General features: G+C 55.7%; 16 protein-coding genes. 5 read left to right on the forward strand and 11 right to left on the reverse strand.

What is annotated here, in order from left to right; genetic code table 11:
* Positions 1 to 24 precede the first annotated feature (24 nt).
* Entirely contained in the window at positions 25 to 1,509 is a 1,485-nt protein-coding gene (locus EnteroDNA1_RS02065; RefSeq protein ID WP_047061701.1) for a carboxypeptidase M32, read from the reverse strand.
* Between the two features lie 74 nt (positions 1,510 to 1,583).
* Complete coding sequence (locus EnteroDNA1_RS02070) at positions 1,584 to 2,837, reverse strand: MFS transporter (RefSeq protein ID WP_069302733.1); 1,254 nt, start codon at positions 2,835 to 2,837, stop codon at positions 1,584 to 1,586.
* A 121-nt stretch (positions 2,838 to 2,958) separates the two neighbouring features.
* On the opposite strand from EnteroDNA1_RS02070, the gene EnteroDNA1_RS02075 reads away from it, so the two are divergent.
* The 3 genes from EnteroDNA1_RS02075 to bioD all read left to right on the forward strand — a co-directional run bounded on the left by EnteroDNA1_RS02075 (position 2,959) and on the right by bioD (position 6,032).
* On the forward strand, positions 2,959 to 3,891 hold the full coding sequence (locus tag EnteroDNA1_RS02075) for a LysR family transcriptional regulator (protein WP_069302734.1): 933 nt from the start codon (positions 2,959 to 2,961) through the stop codon (positions 3,889 to 3,891).
* Positions 3,892 to 3,985: 94 nt separating this feature from the next.
* Positions 3,986 to 5,206: a sugar metabolism global transcriptional regulator Mlc gene (mlc, locus tag EnteroDNA1_RS02080; protein WP_023311510.1), complete on the forward strand. Its 1,221-nt coding sequence runs from the start codon at positions 3,986 to 3,988 to the stop codon at positions 5,204 to 5,206.
* A gap of 130 nt (positions 5,207 to 5,336) precedes the next feature.
* Positions 5,337 to 6,032: a dethiobiotin synthase gene (bioD, locus tag EnteroDNA1_RS02085; RefSeq protein WP_023311511.1), complete on the forward strand. Its 696-nt coding sequence runs from the start codon at positions 5,337 to 5,339 to the stop codon at positions 6,030 to 6,032.
* On the opposite strand, the gene clcB is transcribed toward bioD, so the two are convergent.
* The 7 genes from clcB to EnteroDNA1_RS02120 all read right to left on the reverse strand — a co-directional run bounded on the left by clcB (position 5,967) and on the right by EnteroDNA1_RS02120 (position 12,605).
* Positions 5,967 to 7,277, reverse strand: a complete 1,311-nt coding sequence (gene clcB / locus EnteroDNA1_RS02090) for a voltage-gated ClC-type chloride channel ClcB (protein WP_064672396.1) — start codon at positions 7,275 to 7,277, stop codon at positions 5,967 to 5,969. The two genes, bioD and clcB, sit on opposite strands and share 66 nt — an antisense overlap.
* Positions 7,278 to 7,379: 102 nt before the next feature.
* Positions 7,380 to 8,528, reverse strand: coding sequence for an osmoprotectant ABC transporter ATP-binding protein OsmV (gene osmV / locus EnteroDNA1_RS02095; RefSeq protein ID WP_069302735.1), 1,149 nt, complete (start codon positions 8,526 to 8,528; stop codon positions 7,380 to 7,382).
* Positions 8,528 to 9,175 (reverse strand): osmoprotectant ABC transporter permease OsmW, encoded by a 648-nt coding sequence (gene osmW, locus EnteroDNA1_RS02100; protein WP_006808875.1) that lies wholly within the window; start codon positions 9,173 to 9,175, stop codon positions 8,528 to 8,530. Before osmW ends, osmV begins: the two co-directional genes overlap by 1 nt.
* An 8-nt stretch (positions 9,176 to 9,183) precedes the next feature.
* Positions 9,184 to 10,083 (reverse strand): osmoprotectant ABC transporter substrate-binding protein OsmX, encoded by a 900-nt coding sequence (gene osmX / locus EnteroDNA1_RS02105; RefSeq protein WP_069302736.1) that lies wholly within the window; start codon positions 10,081 to 10,083, stop codon positions 9,184 to 9,186.
* Positions 10,084 to 10,101: 18 nt separating this feature from the next.
* A complete protein-coding gene (gene osmY, locus EnteroDNA1_RS02110; RefSeq protein WP_069302737.1) occupies positions 10,102 to 10,812 on the reverse strand; it encodes an osmoprotectant ABC transporter permease OsmY in 711 nt (236 codons plus the stop codon).
* A 276-nt stretch (positions 10,813 to 11,088) separates the two neighbouring features.
* A complete protein-coding gene (locus EnteroDNA1_RS02115; RefSeq protein ID WP_069303907.1) occupies positions 11,089 to 11,826 on the reverse strand; it encodes a YoaK family protein in 738 nt (245 codons plus the stop codon).
* A 155-nt stretch (positions 11,827 to 11,981) separates the two neighbouring features.
* The gene (locus EnteroDNA1_RS02120; RefSeq protein WP_064672400.1) at positions 11,982 to 12,605 is read right to left on the reverse strand and encodes a glutathione S-transferase family protein; all 624 of its coding nucleotides are present in this window, start codon (positions 12,603 to 12,605) and stop codon (positions 11,982 to 11,984) included.
* 83 nt (positions 12,606 to 12,688) lie between these two features.
* Here EnteroDNA1_RS02120 and EnteroDNA1_RS02125 point away from each other — a divergent pair, with 83 nt between their 5' ends.
* Positions 12,689 to 13,588, forward strand: a complete 900-nt coding sequence (locus EnteroDNA1_RS02125) for a helix-turn-helix transcriptional regulator (protein WP_134211458.1) — start codon at positions 12,689 to 12,691, stop codon at positions 13,586 to 13,588.
* A gap of 14 nt (positions 13,589 to 13,602) precedes the next feature.
* Complete coding sequence (locus EnteroDNA1_RS22150; RefSeq protein WP_081273700.1) at positions 13,603 to 14,214, forward strand: helix-turn-helix domain-containing protein; 612 nt, start codon at positions 13,603 to 13,605, stop codon at positions 14,212 to 14,214.
* Between the two features lie 88 nt (positions 14,215 to 14,302).
* Here EnteroDNA1_RS22150 and EnteroDNA1_RS02135 read toward each other — a convergent pair whose 3' ends face one another.
* Together EnteroDNA1_RS02135 and EnteroDNA1_RS02140 are read right to left on the reverse strand one after the other, a co-directional pair.
* Entirely contained in the window at positions 14,303 to 14,911 is a 609-nt protein-coding gene (locus EnteroDNA1_RS02135; RefSeq protein WP_050595278.1) for a helix-turn-helix domain-containing protein, read from the reverse strand.
* A 226-nt stretch (positions 14,912 to 15,137) separates the two neighbouring features.
* A complete protein-coding gene (locus tag EnteroDNA1_RS02140; protein WP_166670511.1) occupies positions 15,138 to 15,782 on the reverse strand; it encodes a fimbrial biogenesis chaperone in 645 nt (214 codons plus the stop codon).
* Positions 15,783 to 15,814: the final 32 nt, after the last annotated feature.

Genomic DNA, 15,814 nt, shown 5'->3' on the forward strand with positions numbered 1-15,814 from the left:
CCGGAGCAGGCTCCGGCAGAGGGATTAAAGATAACGGGAGGTCAGATGTTCGCGGAAGTAACGGATATTCAGATCTTCACCCGTCGCCTGGGTGATTAATTGCGACGTGCTGAAACGGCTGCCGTGCTGCCAGATGTTCTGACGCAGCCACTCAAAGAGTGCGGAAAAATCGCCTTCAGCGATGGAGGCCTGCAGACCCGGCAGTGCGGTTCGGGCGGCATGGAACAGCTGCGCGGCGTACATAGCGCCGAGGGTGTATGACGGGAAGTAACCAAAACCGCCGTCGGTCCAGTGGATGTCCTGCATACAGCCGTTGCGGTAGTTGTCTTTGGTGGATAATCCGAGCCAGGCCTGCATTTTCTCGTCCCACAGGGCGGGAATATCGTCCACCTCGATCTCGCCGTTGATCAGCGCACGCTCAATCTCATAGCGCAGCACCACGTGTGCCGGGTAGCTCACTTCGTCCGCATCGACGCGGATGTAGCCAGGCTTCACGCGCTGGTTCCAGGCAATAAAGTTCTCTTCGCTGAACGCCGCCTGGCTGCCAAAGCGGGCGTGTACCGCAGGGAGAAGATGCCTGAGGAAGGCTTCACTACGCCCCAGCTGCATTTCAAAGAACAGGCTCTGTGACTCATGGATCGCGGTTGAGCGCGCCAGGGCAACCGGCTGTCCTGCCCACGCGCGCGGCAGGTTTTGTTCGTAGCGGGCGTGTCCGGTTTCGTGGATCACGCCAAACAGCGCGCTGAGCAGCTCATCTTCGTCATAGCGCGTGGTGATGCGCACGTCTTCCGGAACGCCGCCGCAGAACGGGTGCGCGCTCACGTCCAGGCGACCGCCGTTAAAATCGAAGCCAAGCATCTTCATGGCTTCAAGGCCCAGCTCACGCTGTGTTGCCGTCGGGAAGGGGCCTTGCGGCGGAATAAACGACCGTTGAGCCTGCTTTTCCACCACGTTTGCCAGCAGGTCCGGGAGCCAGGATTTCATATCGCCGAACAGAACGTCCAGACGCGCGCTGGTCATGTCGGGTTCAAAAATGTCCAGCAGCGCGTCGTACGGCGTACAGCCTTTGGCTTCGGCCCGCAGGCGAGCCTCTTCGCGGCTGAGTTTGACCACCTCTTTCAGGTTGGCGGAAAAACCCTGCCAGTCGTTAGCGGGGCGCTGAGTACGCCAGGCGTGTTCACACTTGCTGCCCGCCAGGGATTTGGCTTCCACCAGCGATTCCGGCAGCAGAGTGGCCTGCTGGTAGTGGCGCGTCATTTCGCGCAGGTTGGCCTGTTCGACATCATTCAGATCTTCACCTGCCGCCGCCGCTAACAGGTCGCCGACTTTTTTATCGGTCAGGATCTGATGTTGCAGGACGCTCATCTCCGCCAGCGCCTCGCCGCGCGCGGCGCTGCCGCCCGGCGGCATCATCGTGAACATATCCCAGCTGGCGATGGAGGAGAGATGGGAGAAGCGGGAGAGACGCTGGAAGGTGCGGGTGAGTTGTTGGTAGTTATTGTTTTTCATGAAGTCCTCGTGTCTGAATCAGCCGATGACAAAAATTAGCATCGGCTTGATTTAAACACGAAGGCGCTGGAATGTTAATGCAGACGTTTATGCAAACTGGTGCCCACCAGCAGCGCCGCGCACAGCATCAGCGCGATAAACCCGCCCACGCCGTTCCAGCCGTAGTTATGCCAGAACACGCCGCCGAGGGTCCCGGCGATGCTGGAGCCCAGGTAATAGCTGAACAGATACAGCGATGATGCCTGGCCTTTGGCGCGACGCGCGCGCGGGCCAATCCAGCTGCTGGCGACCGAGTGGGCGGCGAAGAACCCGGCGGAGAAGAGCAGCATCCCGGCAAAGATGAACCACAGCGAGGAAAAGAGCGTCAGCAGCAGGCCGAGTAACATCACGCCCGTGAATACCAGCAGTACCGGCCCGCGTCCATAGCGTGCGGTCATCGCCCCGGCTTTCGGCGAGCTCCACGTGCCGGTGAGATAGGCCACAGAAAGCAAACCGACAACGGCCTGATTCAGATGCCACGGCGAGAGCATCAGGCGGTAGCCAATATAGTTAAACAGCGTGACGAAGGCGCCCATCAGCAGGAATCCCATCAGAAACAGGCGCGGCAAACCTTTGTCGCGCCAGTGCAGGCGGAAGTTGATAAACAGCGTTTTCGGGCGCAGCGATGTCGGGCGGAAATGACGCGATTCCGGTAGAATTTTCCAGAACATCAGCGCTGATGCCAGCGCAAAACACCCGATTACCGCCAGCGCAATACGCCAGTTAAAGAAGTCCGTAAACACCCCGCTCAGCAGGCGTCCGCTCATTCCGCCAATCGAGTTCCCGCTGATGTAAAGCCCCATAGAGAAAGCAACAAAGCTCGGGTGGATCTCCTCGCTGAGGTAGGTCATCCCGACCGCCGCCACGCCGCTGAGCGAGAGCCCAATCAGCGCGCGCATCACCAGAATACCGTGCCAGCTGGTCATCATGGTCGAGAGTAACGTACAGACCGACGCCAGCATCAGCGCGGTTACCATCACCGGTTTACGGCCAATGGCGTCGGACAGCGGCCCGGTAAAGAGCAGGCCTATCGCCAGCATGCCGGTAGAAACAGAGAGCGAAACGCTGCTGCTGGCAGGCGATACGCCAAACTCATGAGAGAGAACGGGCAGGATCGGCTGAACGCAATAGAGCAGGGCGAAGGTCGCCAGACCGGCGGAAAAGAGCGCCAGCGTGACGCGCATAAATTGGGGGGTACCACGTTTAATGAACTGGACCGGCTGCGGTGCTGCGGGTAAATCATTGATATCGCTGGCCGGATCGATATCAATAGTCGTTGTACGGCTCACACAATTTCCTTGCTTAAACATCCCCGTGATTTCTGGTGACGGGTATGACCACCTGTTCAGGGTAGGAAAATGTAAATATTCTGTCTAATATATTAATAATCTCAAATGATACTTTAAAAATATGAATATCGAGCTGCGTCATCTTCGCTACTTTGTCGCCGTCGCCGAGGAGCTGCATTTTGGCCGCGCGGCGGCACGCCTGAATATCTCTCAGCCACCGTTAAGCCAGCAGATTCAGATCCTGGAGCAGCAGGTCGGGGCGCGCCTTCTGGCCCGCACCAACCGCAGCGTGAGTCTGACGGCGGCGGGTAAGCAGTTCCTGATCGACAGCCGACAAATTCTGAGCATGGTCGATGACGCCGCCGCCCGTGCTGAACGGCTCTATCTCGGGGAAGCCGGAGAGCTTCGGATCGGGTTTACCTCGTCCGCGCCGTTTATCAGCGCCGTCTCGGAGACCCTTTCGTCATTTCGTCGCCACTTTCCGGATGTTCACATTCAGACGCGCGAAATCAACACCCGCGAGCAGATTGCACCGCTGAATGAGGGAGCGCTGGATCTGGGGCTGATGCGTAACACCCAGCTGCCGGACACGCTGGCGTGGGAGGTTATCCTGCGCGAACCGCTGATGGCTATGATCCCGCACGATCACCCGCTGGCGTCGCGTCCGGCGGTCTCGCTGGCAGAGCTGGCAAAAGAGCCCTTTGTCTTTTTTGACCCGCAGGTCGGGACGGGTCTGTATGACGATATCCTGGGGCTGATGCGCCGCTACGATCTTGCCCCGGTCATCACTCAGGAGGTAGGGGAAGCGATGACCATTATCGGCCTGGTCGCGGCCGGTCTGGGCGTATCTATTCTTCCGGCCTCCTTTAAGCGGGTGCAGCTGCGCGAAATGCACTGGGTGACCATCGCCGAAGAGGATGCCGTTTCCGAAATGTGGCTGGTGTGGTCAAAACACCGTGAACAGAGCCATGCCGCACAGCGCTTCAAACAGCAGCTAATGAGCGCCTCTGCCGGGCGGCATTTTCACGCAAAAGAGGGTAAAAATGTGCGGTAAATCACATGGCTAAGTAAATATTTGACGACGGCCATGCAAGTGCTTCACCATAGCAAACAGTTTATTTCGAAGCTCGAAAATAAGGGAGTACGAGGTGGTTGCTGATAGTCAGCCAGGGCATATCGATCAGATTAAGCAGACCAACGCTGGCGCGGTGTATCGCCTGATTGATCAGCTTGGTCCGGTTTCGCGTATCGATCTTTCGCGCCTGGCACAACTGGCACCTGCCAGTATCACCAAGATTGTCCGCGAGATGCTGGAAGCGCACCTGGTTCAGGAGACGGAAATTCAGGAGCCGGGCAGCCGCGGCCGTCCGGCAGTCGGGCTGGTGGTTGAAACGGAAGCGTGGCACTACCTGTCACTGCGCATCAGCCGGGGGGAGATCTTCCTTGCGCTGCGCGACCTGAGCAGCAAGCTGGTTGTGGAAGACCGGCTTGAACTGCCGCTCAACGCGGAGGAACCGCTCCTCGACGCGATTGTCTCGCATATCGATCACTTCTTTATCCGCCATCAGCAGCGGCTGGAACGCTTAACGGCGATTGCCATCACCATGCCGGGCATTATTGATACCGAAAACGGTATTGTTCACCGCATGCCGTTTTACGATGATGTCAAAGAGATGCCGCTGGGCGAGGTGCTGAAAAACCATACCGGCGTACCGGTCTATATCCAGCATGACATCAGCGCCTGGACAATGGCGGAAGCGCTGTTTGGCGCGTCGCGCGGCGCGCGGGATGTGATTCAGGTGGTCATCGACCATAACGTCGGGGCGGGCGTGATTACCGACGGACGTCTTCTCCACGCCGGGAGCAGTAGCCTGGTGGAAATCGGTCATACCCAGGTCGACCCGTACGGCAAGCGCTGCTACTGCGGAAACCACGGCTGTCTGGAGACCATTGCCAGCGTGGAAAGCGTGCTGGAGCTGGCGCAGGTCAGGCTCAGCCAGTCCATGAGCTCTTCGCTGCACGGCCAACCCCTGACGGTGGATTCCCTTTGCGCCGCCGCGCGCCAGGGCGATCTGCTGGCGAAGGACATTATTACCGGCGTGGGGAATAACGTTGGCCGCATACTGGCCATTATGGTGAACCTCTTCAATCCGCAAAAAATCCTTATTGGCTCACCGCTGAGCCAGGCGGCGGAGATCCTCTTCCCGGCGATTTCGGCCTGCATCCATCAGCAGTCGCTTCCCGCCTACAGCAAAAATATTGCGGTAGAAAGCACCCAGTTTTCCAACCAGGGAACCATGGCCGGCGCGGCGCTGGTCAAAGATGCCATGTATAACGGCTCGCTGTTGATCCGCCTGCTGCAGGGTTAACTCTTTTCCGCAGATGTAAGAAAAATTGCGCTATCTCAAGCCGGGTAGCGCACGCATCCCGTAGACTTCCTCCACTGAATTATTTACCTGGTTTATATTTTCGAAGCATACCCAAGAGGTGGAGTGAGTCATGCTTAAGCGTTTCTTTGTTACTGGTACAGATACCTCTGTCGGCAAGACCGTCGTATCCCGCGCATTGCTGCAGGCGCTGGCAGCAAGCGGTAAACGCGTGGCAGGGTACAAACCGGTCGCAAAAGGCAGTAAAGAGACGCCAGAGGGATTGCGTAATAAAGACGCCCTGGTGCTGCAAAGCGTCTCGTCGCTGGAACTGCCTTATCACGCGGTCAATCCCATTGCGTTAAGCGAAGAGGAGAGCAGCGTAGCGCACAGCGGCCTGATTAATTATCCCCTGTTGTCCGACGGCCTGGCGAACCTGAGCGAAAAGGTGGACCACGTGGTGGTGGAAGGGACGGGCGGCTGGCGCAGCCTGATGAATGATTTGCGCCCGCTGTCCGAATGGGTCGTGCAGGAACAGCTTCCGGTGGTAATGGTGGTGGGTATCCAGGAAGGGTGCATCAACCACGCGCTGCTGACGGCCCAGGCGATTGCCAATGACGGCCTGCCGCTGATTGGCTGGGTAGCAAACCGCATCAACCCGGGCCTGGCGCACTACGCCGAGATCATCGACGTGCTGAGCAAAAAGCTGCCCGGGCCGCTGGTGGGTGAACTGCCTTATCTGCCCCGCGCCGAGCAGCGCGAGCTAGCGCAGTACATCGATCTCTCTGCCCTCGGTGGCGTGTTGACCGTAGACCGAGTCGTGGCGTAACGTCCGCGACAGCACGGACGCCACCACGCAGGCGACCAGCAGGCCGGGCAGTAAAAAATACTGCCCGGTCATTTCACAGACCATCAGCGCCGACATAATGGGCGCATGCGTGGTCGCGGCAAGTAGCGTTGCCATCCCCGCCAGCCCCAGCAAAATCGCCGTCTCAGAGCCCGGCAGCCACAGCGCGAAAAGCTGCGCGAACAGCATTCCTGTTGCCATACCGACAAACAGCGTGGGCGTAAACACCCCACCGGGCGCGCCCGATCCGCTGCTCGCCAGTACCGCCAGCAGTTTACAGATGAACACCCCGGCAATCACCGACAGCAGCGGCGGGGCGAGCAGAAAAGCCTGAACCACGCTGTAGCCATTCCCCCACACCTTCGGCGTGAGAAGAGACAGCAGCCCGACGATCGCACCGCCCAGCGCTAATTGCCACGGCGGCGAAAGCTTGAGGCGCAGGAAAAGCCCGTGGCTGACGTCCATCAGCCACATCAGCAGCGGTCCGCAGAGGCCCGCCACCAGCCCCATCGCGACGAGAAGAGCATAATCGGCCGCGGTAAGGAGGCCGCTCAGATGGACCGCGTAGAGCGTACCCGCGCCCGGAGCCAGGAGCTGAGTGGTGAGAAGCGCCACCACCGCCGCGATCACCACGGGGCCGAGCGAGGCCAGCATCAGCGTGCCAAACAGAATTTCCGCGATGAACAGGCTTCCGGCCAGGGGCGCGTGATAGGCGCTGGCCATCCCGGCGGCGGCACCACAGGCTATCCATAATTTCCATTCGGATTTGGGCGTAAAGCGCCGGGCGAAAAGGGAGGCGGCCAGGGCGGCAAGCAGGATCATCGCCCCTTCACGCCCGATGGCGCTTCCGCTGGCCACGACCAGCAGCGAGGCAAGGGATTTTACAAGGCTGGCGCCGTAGTCAAACTGGCCGTCTCCGGTCTCCAGCGCTTCCATGTAATCGGTGGGGGCATGAGGCCGCTGCGCGGTCAGACGCTGCCATCCCCAGAGCAGCAGTCCGGCAGCCAGCCCACCCAGTGCGGGCGTCAATGCGCGTCGCCAGGGCGAGAGCGACGCGGCCGCATTCACCAGGCTGCCGCTGTCGTTGCTGAGAAGCAGCCACTCCAGCAGGTACATGCTGTGGCGGAATACCGCAACGGCGAGCGCGGCCAGCACGCCGGTGACGGTGGCAATCAGCAGGCGACGAAACATCGCGCGGATATCGGGGTAGGTATGAAGACGTTGCATGGGTCGCGTTTTAACGGGGACGATACGATATTGTGGCGGGAAATCGCGGGGTTAGCAAAAGGTCTGCGTGCGAAAAAGCCGGGCGATGCCCGGCCAGAAAGGTTAGCTGTCGCTATGAATATTCAGCGCCCGGCGCGTGCGCCCGGAGCTCAGGTACTCGGCAATATAGTCCTGCGAAATCTCGCCGTTGTAGCGACCGTCCTCATCAACAATCGGCATCCAGCTGGTATTACTCTCATACAGACGTGAAAGCACCACGCGCAGGTTGTCTTCCGCCTTGCCGGTCATCCGGAACGGATGGAGAATGTCGGCGCAGGTACCGCTGGCGTTACGCGCTTCGCGACGCTTCACAAAGCCCAGCGGTTTGCCGTGCTCGTCGACCACCGTAACGGCACGAATGTCATTATCATCCATGGTCGCAAAGGCGTCGGGAAGCGGAGTAGAGCCCCGCACCGTAATGGTCGGCTGCTGGTCGGTGACGTCGCCCGCCGATACCAGCAGCAGACGCTTCAGCGTCCGGTCCTGACCGACAAACGAGCCGACAAACTCGTTCGCCGGTTTCGCCAGCAGCTCATCCGGGCTGGCGCACTGCACGATTTTTCCCTGACGGAACACCGCAATACGGTCGCCGAGCTTCAGGGCTTCGTCGATATCGTGGCTGACCAGCATGACGGTTTTTTTCAGCTTGCGCTGCATCTCCAGGAACTGGTTTTGGATCACCTCGCGGTTGATCGGGTCCACCGCGCCGAAGGGTTCATCCATCAGCAGTACCGGAGGATCCGCCGCCAGGGCGCGGATCACGCCGATACGCTGCTGCTGGCCGCCGGACATCTCGCGCGGGTAGCGGTTGAGGAACTTATGCGGATCCATCGCCACCATATCCATCAGCTCTTCGGCGCGGGTTTTGCAGCGCGCTTTATCCCAGCCCAGCATGCGCGGCACGACGGTGATGTTCTCTTCGATGGTCATGTTAGGGAACAGGCCAATCTGCTGGATAACGTAGCCAATGTTGCGGCGCAGGGTGACGGTGTCCATCCCGCTGGTGTCTTCACCGTTGATCAGGATTGTCCCGCTGCTTGGGGTAATGAGGCGGTTAATCATCTTCAGGGTGGTGGTCTTCCCGCAGCCGGAGGGGCCGAGCAGGACGCACATTTCCCCTTCGGGTACGGTCAGGTTAACGTTGTCGACGGCCTTAAAGGACTGGCCGTGCTTCTGTGAAAATTGTTTGGTGAGGTTTTCCAGTTTTATCATTATCGAATCCCCTTTGGAGTCAGAACCACCTGCAGACGGTGCAGCAGCCAGTCGAGCACAATCGCTAAAAGACAAATCATCAGCGCGCCCGCAATCAACATGCGAATATCGCTTCCGCCGATGCCGTTGAGCAGCAGCAGGCCCAGACCGCCCGCGCCGATCACGGCGGCAATCGCCATCACGCCGATATTCATCACCACGGCGGTGCGGATCCCGCCGAAAATCACCGGCAGCGCCATCGGGATTTCAACCCAGCGCAGCCGCTGCCAGAAGGTCATGCCGATGCCGCGCCCGGCTTCGCGCAAGCCCGGCGGCAGACTGTCGAGCGCCGTATGGGTGTTACGCACAATCGGCAGCAGCGAGTAGAGAAACACCGCCGTGATCGCGGGCAGGGCGCCAATACCCTGACCGATCAGCGAAAACAGCGGGATCATCAGGCCAAACAGGGCGATGGACGGAATGGTCAGCACGATGGTAGCAATCCCCAGCACCGGCGTTGCCAGCCACTTATGGCGGACAATCAGAATCCCCAGCGGTACGCCGATGATGATGGCTAAACCTACGGCCAGCGCCACCAGCCACAGGTGCTGAAGGGTGAGGGTTAAGAGGTAATCCCAGTTGTCGAGAATGTAGTGAATCGTCTCCATAGCGCCTCCTACAGCAGCTGTTTGCTACGCAGGAAATCGCGGGCGACCTGCTGCGGTGACTGATGGTCGATATCCACCTTCTTATTCAGCTCGGTGATAACGTCGTTGTTGAGCTGCGCCGAGAGGGTGTTGAGCGCCTCTTCCAGACCGGGGTTCGCCTCCAGCGTGTCCTTACGCACCACCGGCGTCACCGCGTAGCTCGGGAAGAAGCCTTTATCATCTTCCAGCACCTTGAGGTCGAAGCCTTTCACGCGCCCGTCGGTGGTGTAAATCAGACCGGCGTCAACGAAGCCGTCGCGCACCGCGTTATAGACCAGACCGGGGTCCATCTGACGGATTTGCGGGCGGTCCAGATCCATCTTGTAGGCCGCCTGCAGCGGCTTCATGCCGTCGCTGCGCCCGGCAAACTCCAGGTCTAATCCCAGCAGCCAGTTTTTGTCCGGGTTGGTTTTACGGATCTGCTCAATCTTCGCCACCATCTCCGACATGGTGTTGATGTGTTCCGCCTCGGCGCGCTTGCGCTGCATGGCGAAAGCGTAGGTGTTGTTCATATCGGCGGGCTTGAGCCAGACCAGACCGTGCTTTGCGTCCAGGCGTTTCACCGTCTCGTAAGACTCCTGCGGCGACATGCGCTGGTTGATATGGTTAAAGATAATCAAGGACGTGCCGGTGTACTCCCAGGTCATGTCAATCTGCTTGTTGATCATCGCGTTGCGGGAGATCACCGTGGCAATGTTGGTTTGCGGCTGGACCTGAAAACCTTTCTTTTGCAGGTACTGCACGGTCATCGCCGAGAGAATATGCTGCTCGGTAAAGCTCTTGGTCGCCAGAATCAGCGGGGCCGCCATCGCCTGGCTGGTGAACAGCGCCGCGGCACACAGCGCCGTCAGGCCGGAAAACAGTCTCATAGAAGCTCCTTGTTATAGTTATCGAGCGAGATGGGGACTCATTACGCGACCCAGCGCCGCCAGCAGGGTATCGAGGATCAGGGCGAACAGGGCGGTGGCCGCCGCGCCGAGGATCAGGGTCGGGAAATCGTTCAGGTAGATACCGGGGAAAATCAGCTCGCCGTAGCTGCTGGCCCCAATCAGGAACGCCAGCGGCGCGGTACCGACGTTAATGGCGGTGGCGATGCGGATCCCCGAGAGCATGACCGGCCAGGCGGCTGGCAGCTCAACCTGACGCAGACGCTGCCATTTGGTCATCCCGATGCCGTTTGCCGCTTCCAGCAGCGACGGCGGTACCGAGCACAGCCCGGCGTAGGTATTGCGCACGATTGGCAGCAGCGAGGCGAGGAACAGGGCGATGATGGCGGGCGTATCGCCAATGCCAATCACCACCATCGCCAGCGCCAGTACGGCCAGCGGCGGGAGCGTGTTGCCGACGTTAAAAATTTGCATCACATATTCGGCGATACCCCGCGCGGCCGGGCGGCTCAGCAGAATGCCGGCTGGAATACCGACCAGCAGGGCAAAAAGCATCGATGAGAAAACCAGAATCATGTGCTGTTGCCCGAGATAAACCAGGTCAACCTGGCGCGCCCTTATCGTTTCCAGCCCGATGCCCCAGACGAGGAGGGCGAGGACCACGATAATGGCGCCGACAAACAGCAGCGAACGTTTGAGTAATGGGTGCATTGCGGTGTGTCTCCCTGTGCGCATGCGTTATAGCAACCACCGGTTGCCTGTTGTTATGCCATGTTTCGGCAGGGGTATTTCACCTATAGCAAGCGTTTGGGAAGGGTTCCAGCGAAGGGGTAAAATCAGTAACCCTATGAAAACAGTGACAACCTTGGGTTAGGCCTTATGGCATAAGGGCTGATTGAGGGTCAGACAGAATAGTCCTAAAGCGAATTTTTAGATGTGACGGTGTCACATCTAAGGAGCTCATACGCCGGATATCGGTCATTAACTTCAGAGAGAGGCACGAACCCGTCGAACCCGCGTCGAGACGGTGATAATTGAAACGATAGCGACCACGGCGAGCATCAACCCGAGTGCCAGCATGGCGTTAAACCCGATCCATCTGAACAGCAGCAGCCCCGCGATACCGCCCGAAATAAACGAGAAAAGGGTGGTTAAGTGGGTTGTCAGCTGGCTTTTTTGCGCCGCCGTATCTTTGGAGTAATCCCTGCGCAGCATCGCCACCAGTACCGAGGCCAGGGATATCCCCGCGTCCGTCAGCGTGCCGGTAATGTGCGTTGATCTCACCCGCCCGCCGGAAAGCTGCGTGGAGGTGGAGTTATGAATGCCCATTAGTCCGCACAGAAAAAGAATAATCACGCGGTTGCTGGTGAGGGCATGAAAATACATCTCGTAGAAGGAGACGCCGGTCAGTAATAACCCTTCGACAAACAGGATCTGGCAAAAAACCAGCCTGACGTTATGAATAATGCCCCATATCACAATCATGCGCGCAATAATGGCGCCTGCGACAAAAGAGAGAATAATCGAGCCGAAGAAAATCATATCGCTCAGATCGGTGGAAGAGACTTCGCTCGATAACTGTGAGGTGTTGCCGGTCATGTGTGAGGGGAAAAAACCAAATGCCCCGAGAGCGATGGCATTCAGCAAACCTGCCGAGGTCGCCAGCCAGAGAGCAAGCCGGCGATCCTCCTTATGCGTTCGTTCTTTCTTGAGTCTAATCAGCAAGAATACCTCCAGATTGAGCTTTGCCTGAATATTCAGGCTAGCAAAGCGGCGCAACGGGCTGTCCAGGATATGGCTTAATTATTATTCCCTCTGACGACTTTCAGGGTTTAGTAATTAATTAAAATATCCTTACTCAAAATGGGGTCGAGAATACTTTAAATCATGCCGTTATTTCCGTGACGCAAAAACGCCGGTCGCTGGTTAAGGCGTTCAAACCAGGCCTCGATCGCGGGCACGTCGGGCTTATCAAAGGGCGTCATTTTCCAGCGATTCACCGACAGCCCAAGCACCACGTCCGCAAGGGTAAACGTCTCGCCCGCCGCAAAGGCGCCGGTGCGCTGCAGCTGGATTTCCAGGATGGTGATGCAGTGGTTCCACTCTTTTATTCCCGCCGCAATACGTTCAGGATCGTTAAAGTCCGGGTTTTTACGCCCCAGCGCCGGGAAGACATAGCGCCAGGCGTTGTTAAATTCGGTCGCCTGCCAGTCCATCCAGCGCTCGACGTTGGCGCAGGCCTGCGGTTCTGCGGGCAGCAGATCGTGACGTCCGGCCTTGCGCGCCAGGTAACGGCAGATGGCGTTAGATTCCCACAGCACGAAATCGTCATCGATCAGCACCGGCACCATGGCGTTGGGATTCAGCGCGCGGAAGGCCTCCGTTTCCGTTGAGGCAAAACCGCTGCCGTAATCTTCCTGTAGATATTCGAGGCCTGCTTCTTCGCAGGTCCAGAGCACTTTACGAACGTTAATGGAGGTGGTTTTGCCGAGGATGGTGATCATTGCGCAGGTGTCCTTTAGAGGATTGAATTGTCTAAAAACAATACACCAGTTGCGCGGGGAAGGTTGGGGCAAAATTTAGTGGGGTGTACTGTCTTGCCCAATCGACCCCTTCCGGCGGATGCCTATCTTTTTGCTGTCTCAGACAACTGCGCCGCGCTCGTACCGCAGGAGTTGTCGATGGTACAAAGCCAGCGATCATCGTTTTCCTGCCAAAAAATATAAATCCCGCGCAGGGAATTCCAAAAAATGATTTCTGTGCAATTGACATCCTTTATTGGACACAAAACCGCTCCAATATTGCCGCATATTTATCTAATATCAATCTATATGGAATTATATTTATAAATGATACGATGTTACAGCAAAAAATAACAGAAATTATACTTTATGAACCTCGGCCACTGTTTCGCAATGCGGCCAAAAACAGCATCCAGGTCGCCAATAGCTCCCTGCTGGTGATTGAACCAGACGAGCTGATAGAGGAGGTAACCCTCTTTACTGATCAAACGTCTTTATTCGCTGCAGGCGTTAGTGGTGCCGGTGAAGAAATATATTCTCTATTACGGATAATTCATCATCTGATAATGCAGGGAAAAGAAATTATCGTCTGGGTCGCAAAACGGGATGTCCTGCTTATCAGACTGATGTACGAGCTTGGTGTACAGACGCTACTCTGCGAAAATTATTTGGAAGAAGAACTCGCTAAGCGCATTTTATCCAAAAATTTCAGTTCAGGATATTTACCTTTACGCTCCCCGCTAATAAATAACATGAATAGAAAAAATAGGCTCACACACTCTGAACTGAATATTCTTATCGACTGCGCCCGAGGTCTGAGTGCCTATGAGATCGCCAGTCTGCGCCATATGGGATATAAAACGGTCTTCACCCATAAACAAAACATCCGGTTACGTCTGAGCCTGCAAAAGTCAGCCAGTTGGCTGGATCTGCTTAACCGTTTGGATCAGATTTATTCAGTCTGAACATCTGGAGAACTATGTTTACTTTTACTGTTTGTTCCCGTGTGGTTCATCCGACTCTAATGAGCGGGTTTATATCCAGCCTGAAGGCTTTTCGCGAACAAAACCCTGACTGGAAATATGAACTTACACGGCAGGATAACGCGCATCTGACTTTGCTTGATTTTACCGCATATGACACGCTTACTGATATCTCCTCCGCGGAGTACGAAAGTCTCTGCCGGTCAGGTGAAGGAACTGCTCTGGTTATGCTCTCTGCATGTCAGGAGAAGCTGGCACATCAGCTCATGAGGTCATACCGGTGTTCACTGCTTTGTGTGGATGAACGTCTGCTTGAACTGCGTGAGCTAATAAAACACAGTATGAAAAAACAACGTTATATCAGTGCTCACTTCCTGCGACTGCAGGAGCAGGAAAATAATATAACCGACGGTATGATATTTACCGATGCAGAAAAAAAGGTACTTATTGGCCTGAAAAGCGGTAAAACCGGGATTGAATTATCGCGTGAAATGTTTCGAAGTCAGAAAACGATCAGTACCCATAAGCGAAAGATTATGTTTAAGCTGGGGGTTAAGAATGATCTGCAACTGCGCAAAGCGATACAAAAGCTTCAGCCGCCGCTGTGATGCGGCAGCTGTTCTTACGTCAGGTAATTTATCCCCCGGTATTCTTTTTCAGATATAACGGCCCTGTGTTAATTATCCGTTAAAGCGTTTAATATTTTTCAGGCAATTTATTAATTTTTATCAGAATACCTCGATTGATCTCAATATAACCACCGATACGCAAATCGCCCAGTATTTTCATAACACGACTGCGTGAAAGTCGGGTTTTTTCGAGAATATAATCACTGACGTTGACATGACCACTCAGCGCTTCATCTTCATTCATCAGGGCAATCAAATTCAGTCGTATCAACTCATAGGTGGAGAGCCCGACGGATGAGTAGTGGGCGACCAGCAGTTGCCGGACGGCATACATATAACAGTATGCGGCCTCTTTCCATAATCCCTTCGTACTGATGACGTCAAGCATCTCTTTTGTGGGCAGGATCTCATAGCTAACATTTCTGTAGGCCTTTATAAAAATGTCGGCGTTGGTGTCAATTAATTCGTTCATGCCAGTAATCATTGGGGCTTTGATGTATTTGATTAGAAGCCGATCGCTGCTTCGGTATATCGCAACGACTCCCTCATGCAGGATAAACGTTACTGGCTCGGTTTTCTTCTCCAGCGAAATGAGCTGGCGTGGCTTACCACTCTGGATCCGCCTGGTGTCAGAGGCTGCCTCGATCAGGGTATTGAAATGTGTTTCAGGTTTCATACTTATGGCTACCAAAAAAATTATAATTGTTAATGTATGATAGAAGAGTTTGTTGAAAAGATGATAAAAATTCCGAATCAGAACGTATCGATACAATCAGTCAGGAGGTTGATAAGGCTCTGAACAGAATATGGGGTTGGAGGATTAGCTTCATCTGGACATCCTTGTGAGAAAAAACAAACATGAAACCGCCTTCCGATAGCGGTTTTGCGTACGCAGCTCGTCCTCAGTTGTATGCAAATGACATGGTAATAACAGGACTGATTTTACCGGGTATGTTGCCAGAGGCCATACTCACAGTATGCGTATGAATTTTAAAGGTCGGCGTGCCAACTGCTGAGGCAGTATCGATAATCCCTGTTCTCCCGCCGCTGTAGGCCTCATAAGAAAGTCCTTCAAACCGCTCGCCTGTAACATGCCACTTGAGTTTATCGCTCTGTTTTTCAACGTGGGCATCTTTTAGCGCGTCAGGGCGATAGATGGGTTTGATACTGGTCGCGGCGGCAATCTGTAGCGTCTTATTTTCCTTAGACGCAAACGGAATCGCCTTGACGCGAAGCCTGTACATCGACTCTTTATCCTGGGAAAGCGTGCCTGCAATAACAAGGCGCTTTAGGTTCTCTTTACCGCCTTCCTGGTGACTGAAGGGAAGAATGATGAGGTGGGGGGATTTGTGCACGTCGTTGTTAAGATTTTTCACTACCGCCTCAATTAAATACGGTGCACTGAACGGGTTGCGCACGATTACTGAAACTTCTTTTTTTGCTGCTTTATCTAAAAAACGGGTGCCGCGGAAATTGACAGTGTCGGAGGTATTATGAATGAGGGCAATTGCAACGCAGCCAGTTAATATAGGTAATGTGGCTTTCAATCCTGACTCCACAATAATTAATTGAAACAAAC

Origin of the sequence: Enterobacter sp. HK169 (assembly GCF_001719105.1) — a bacterium.
Classification (GTDB): Bacteria; Pseudomonadota; Gammaproteobacteria; order Enterobacterales; family Enterobacteriaceae; genus Enterobacter; species Enterobacter asburiae_B.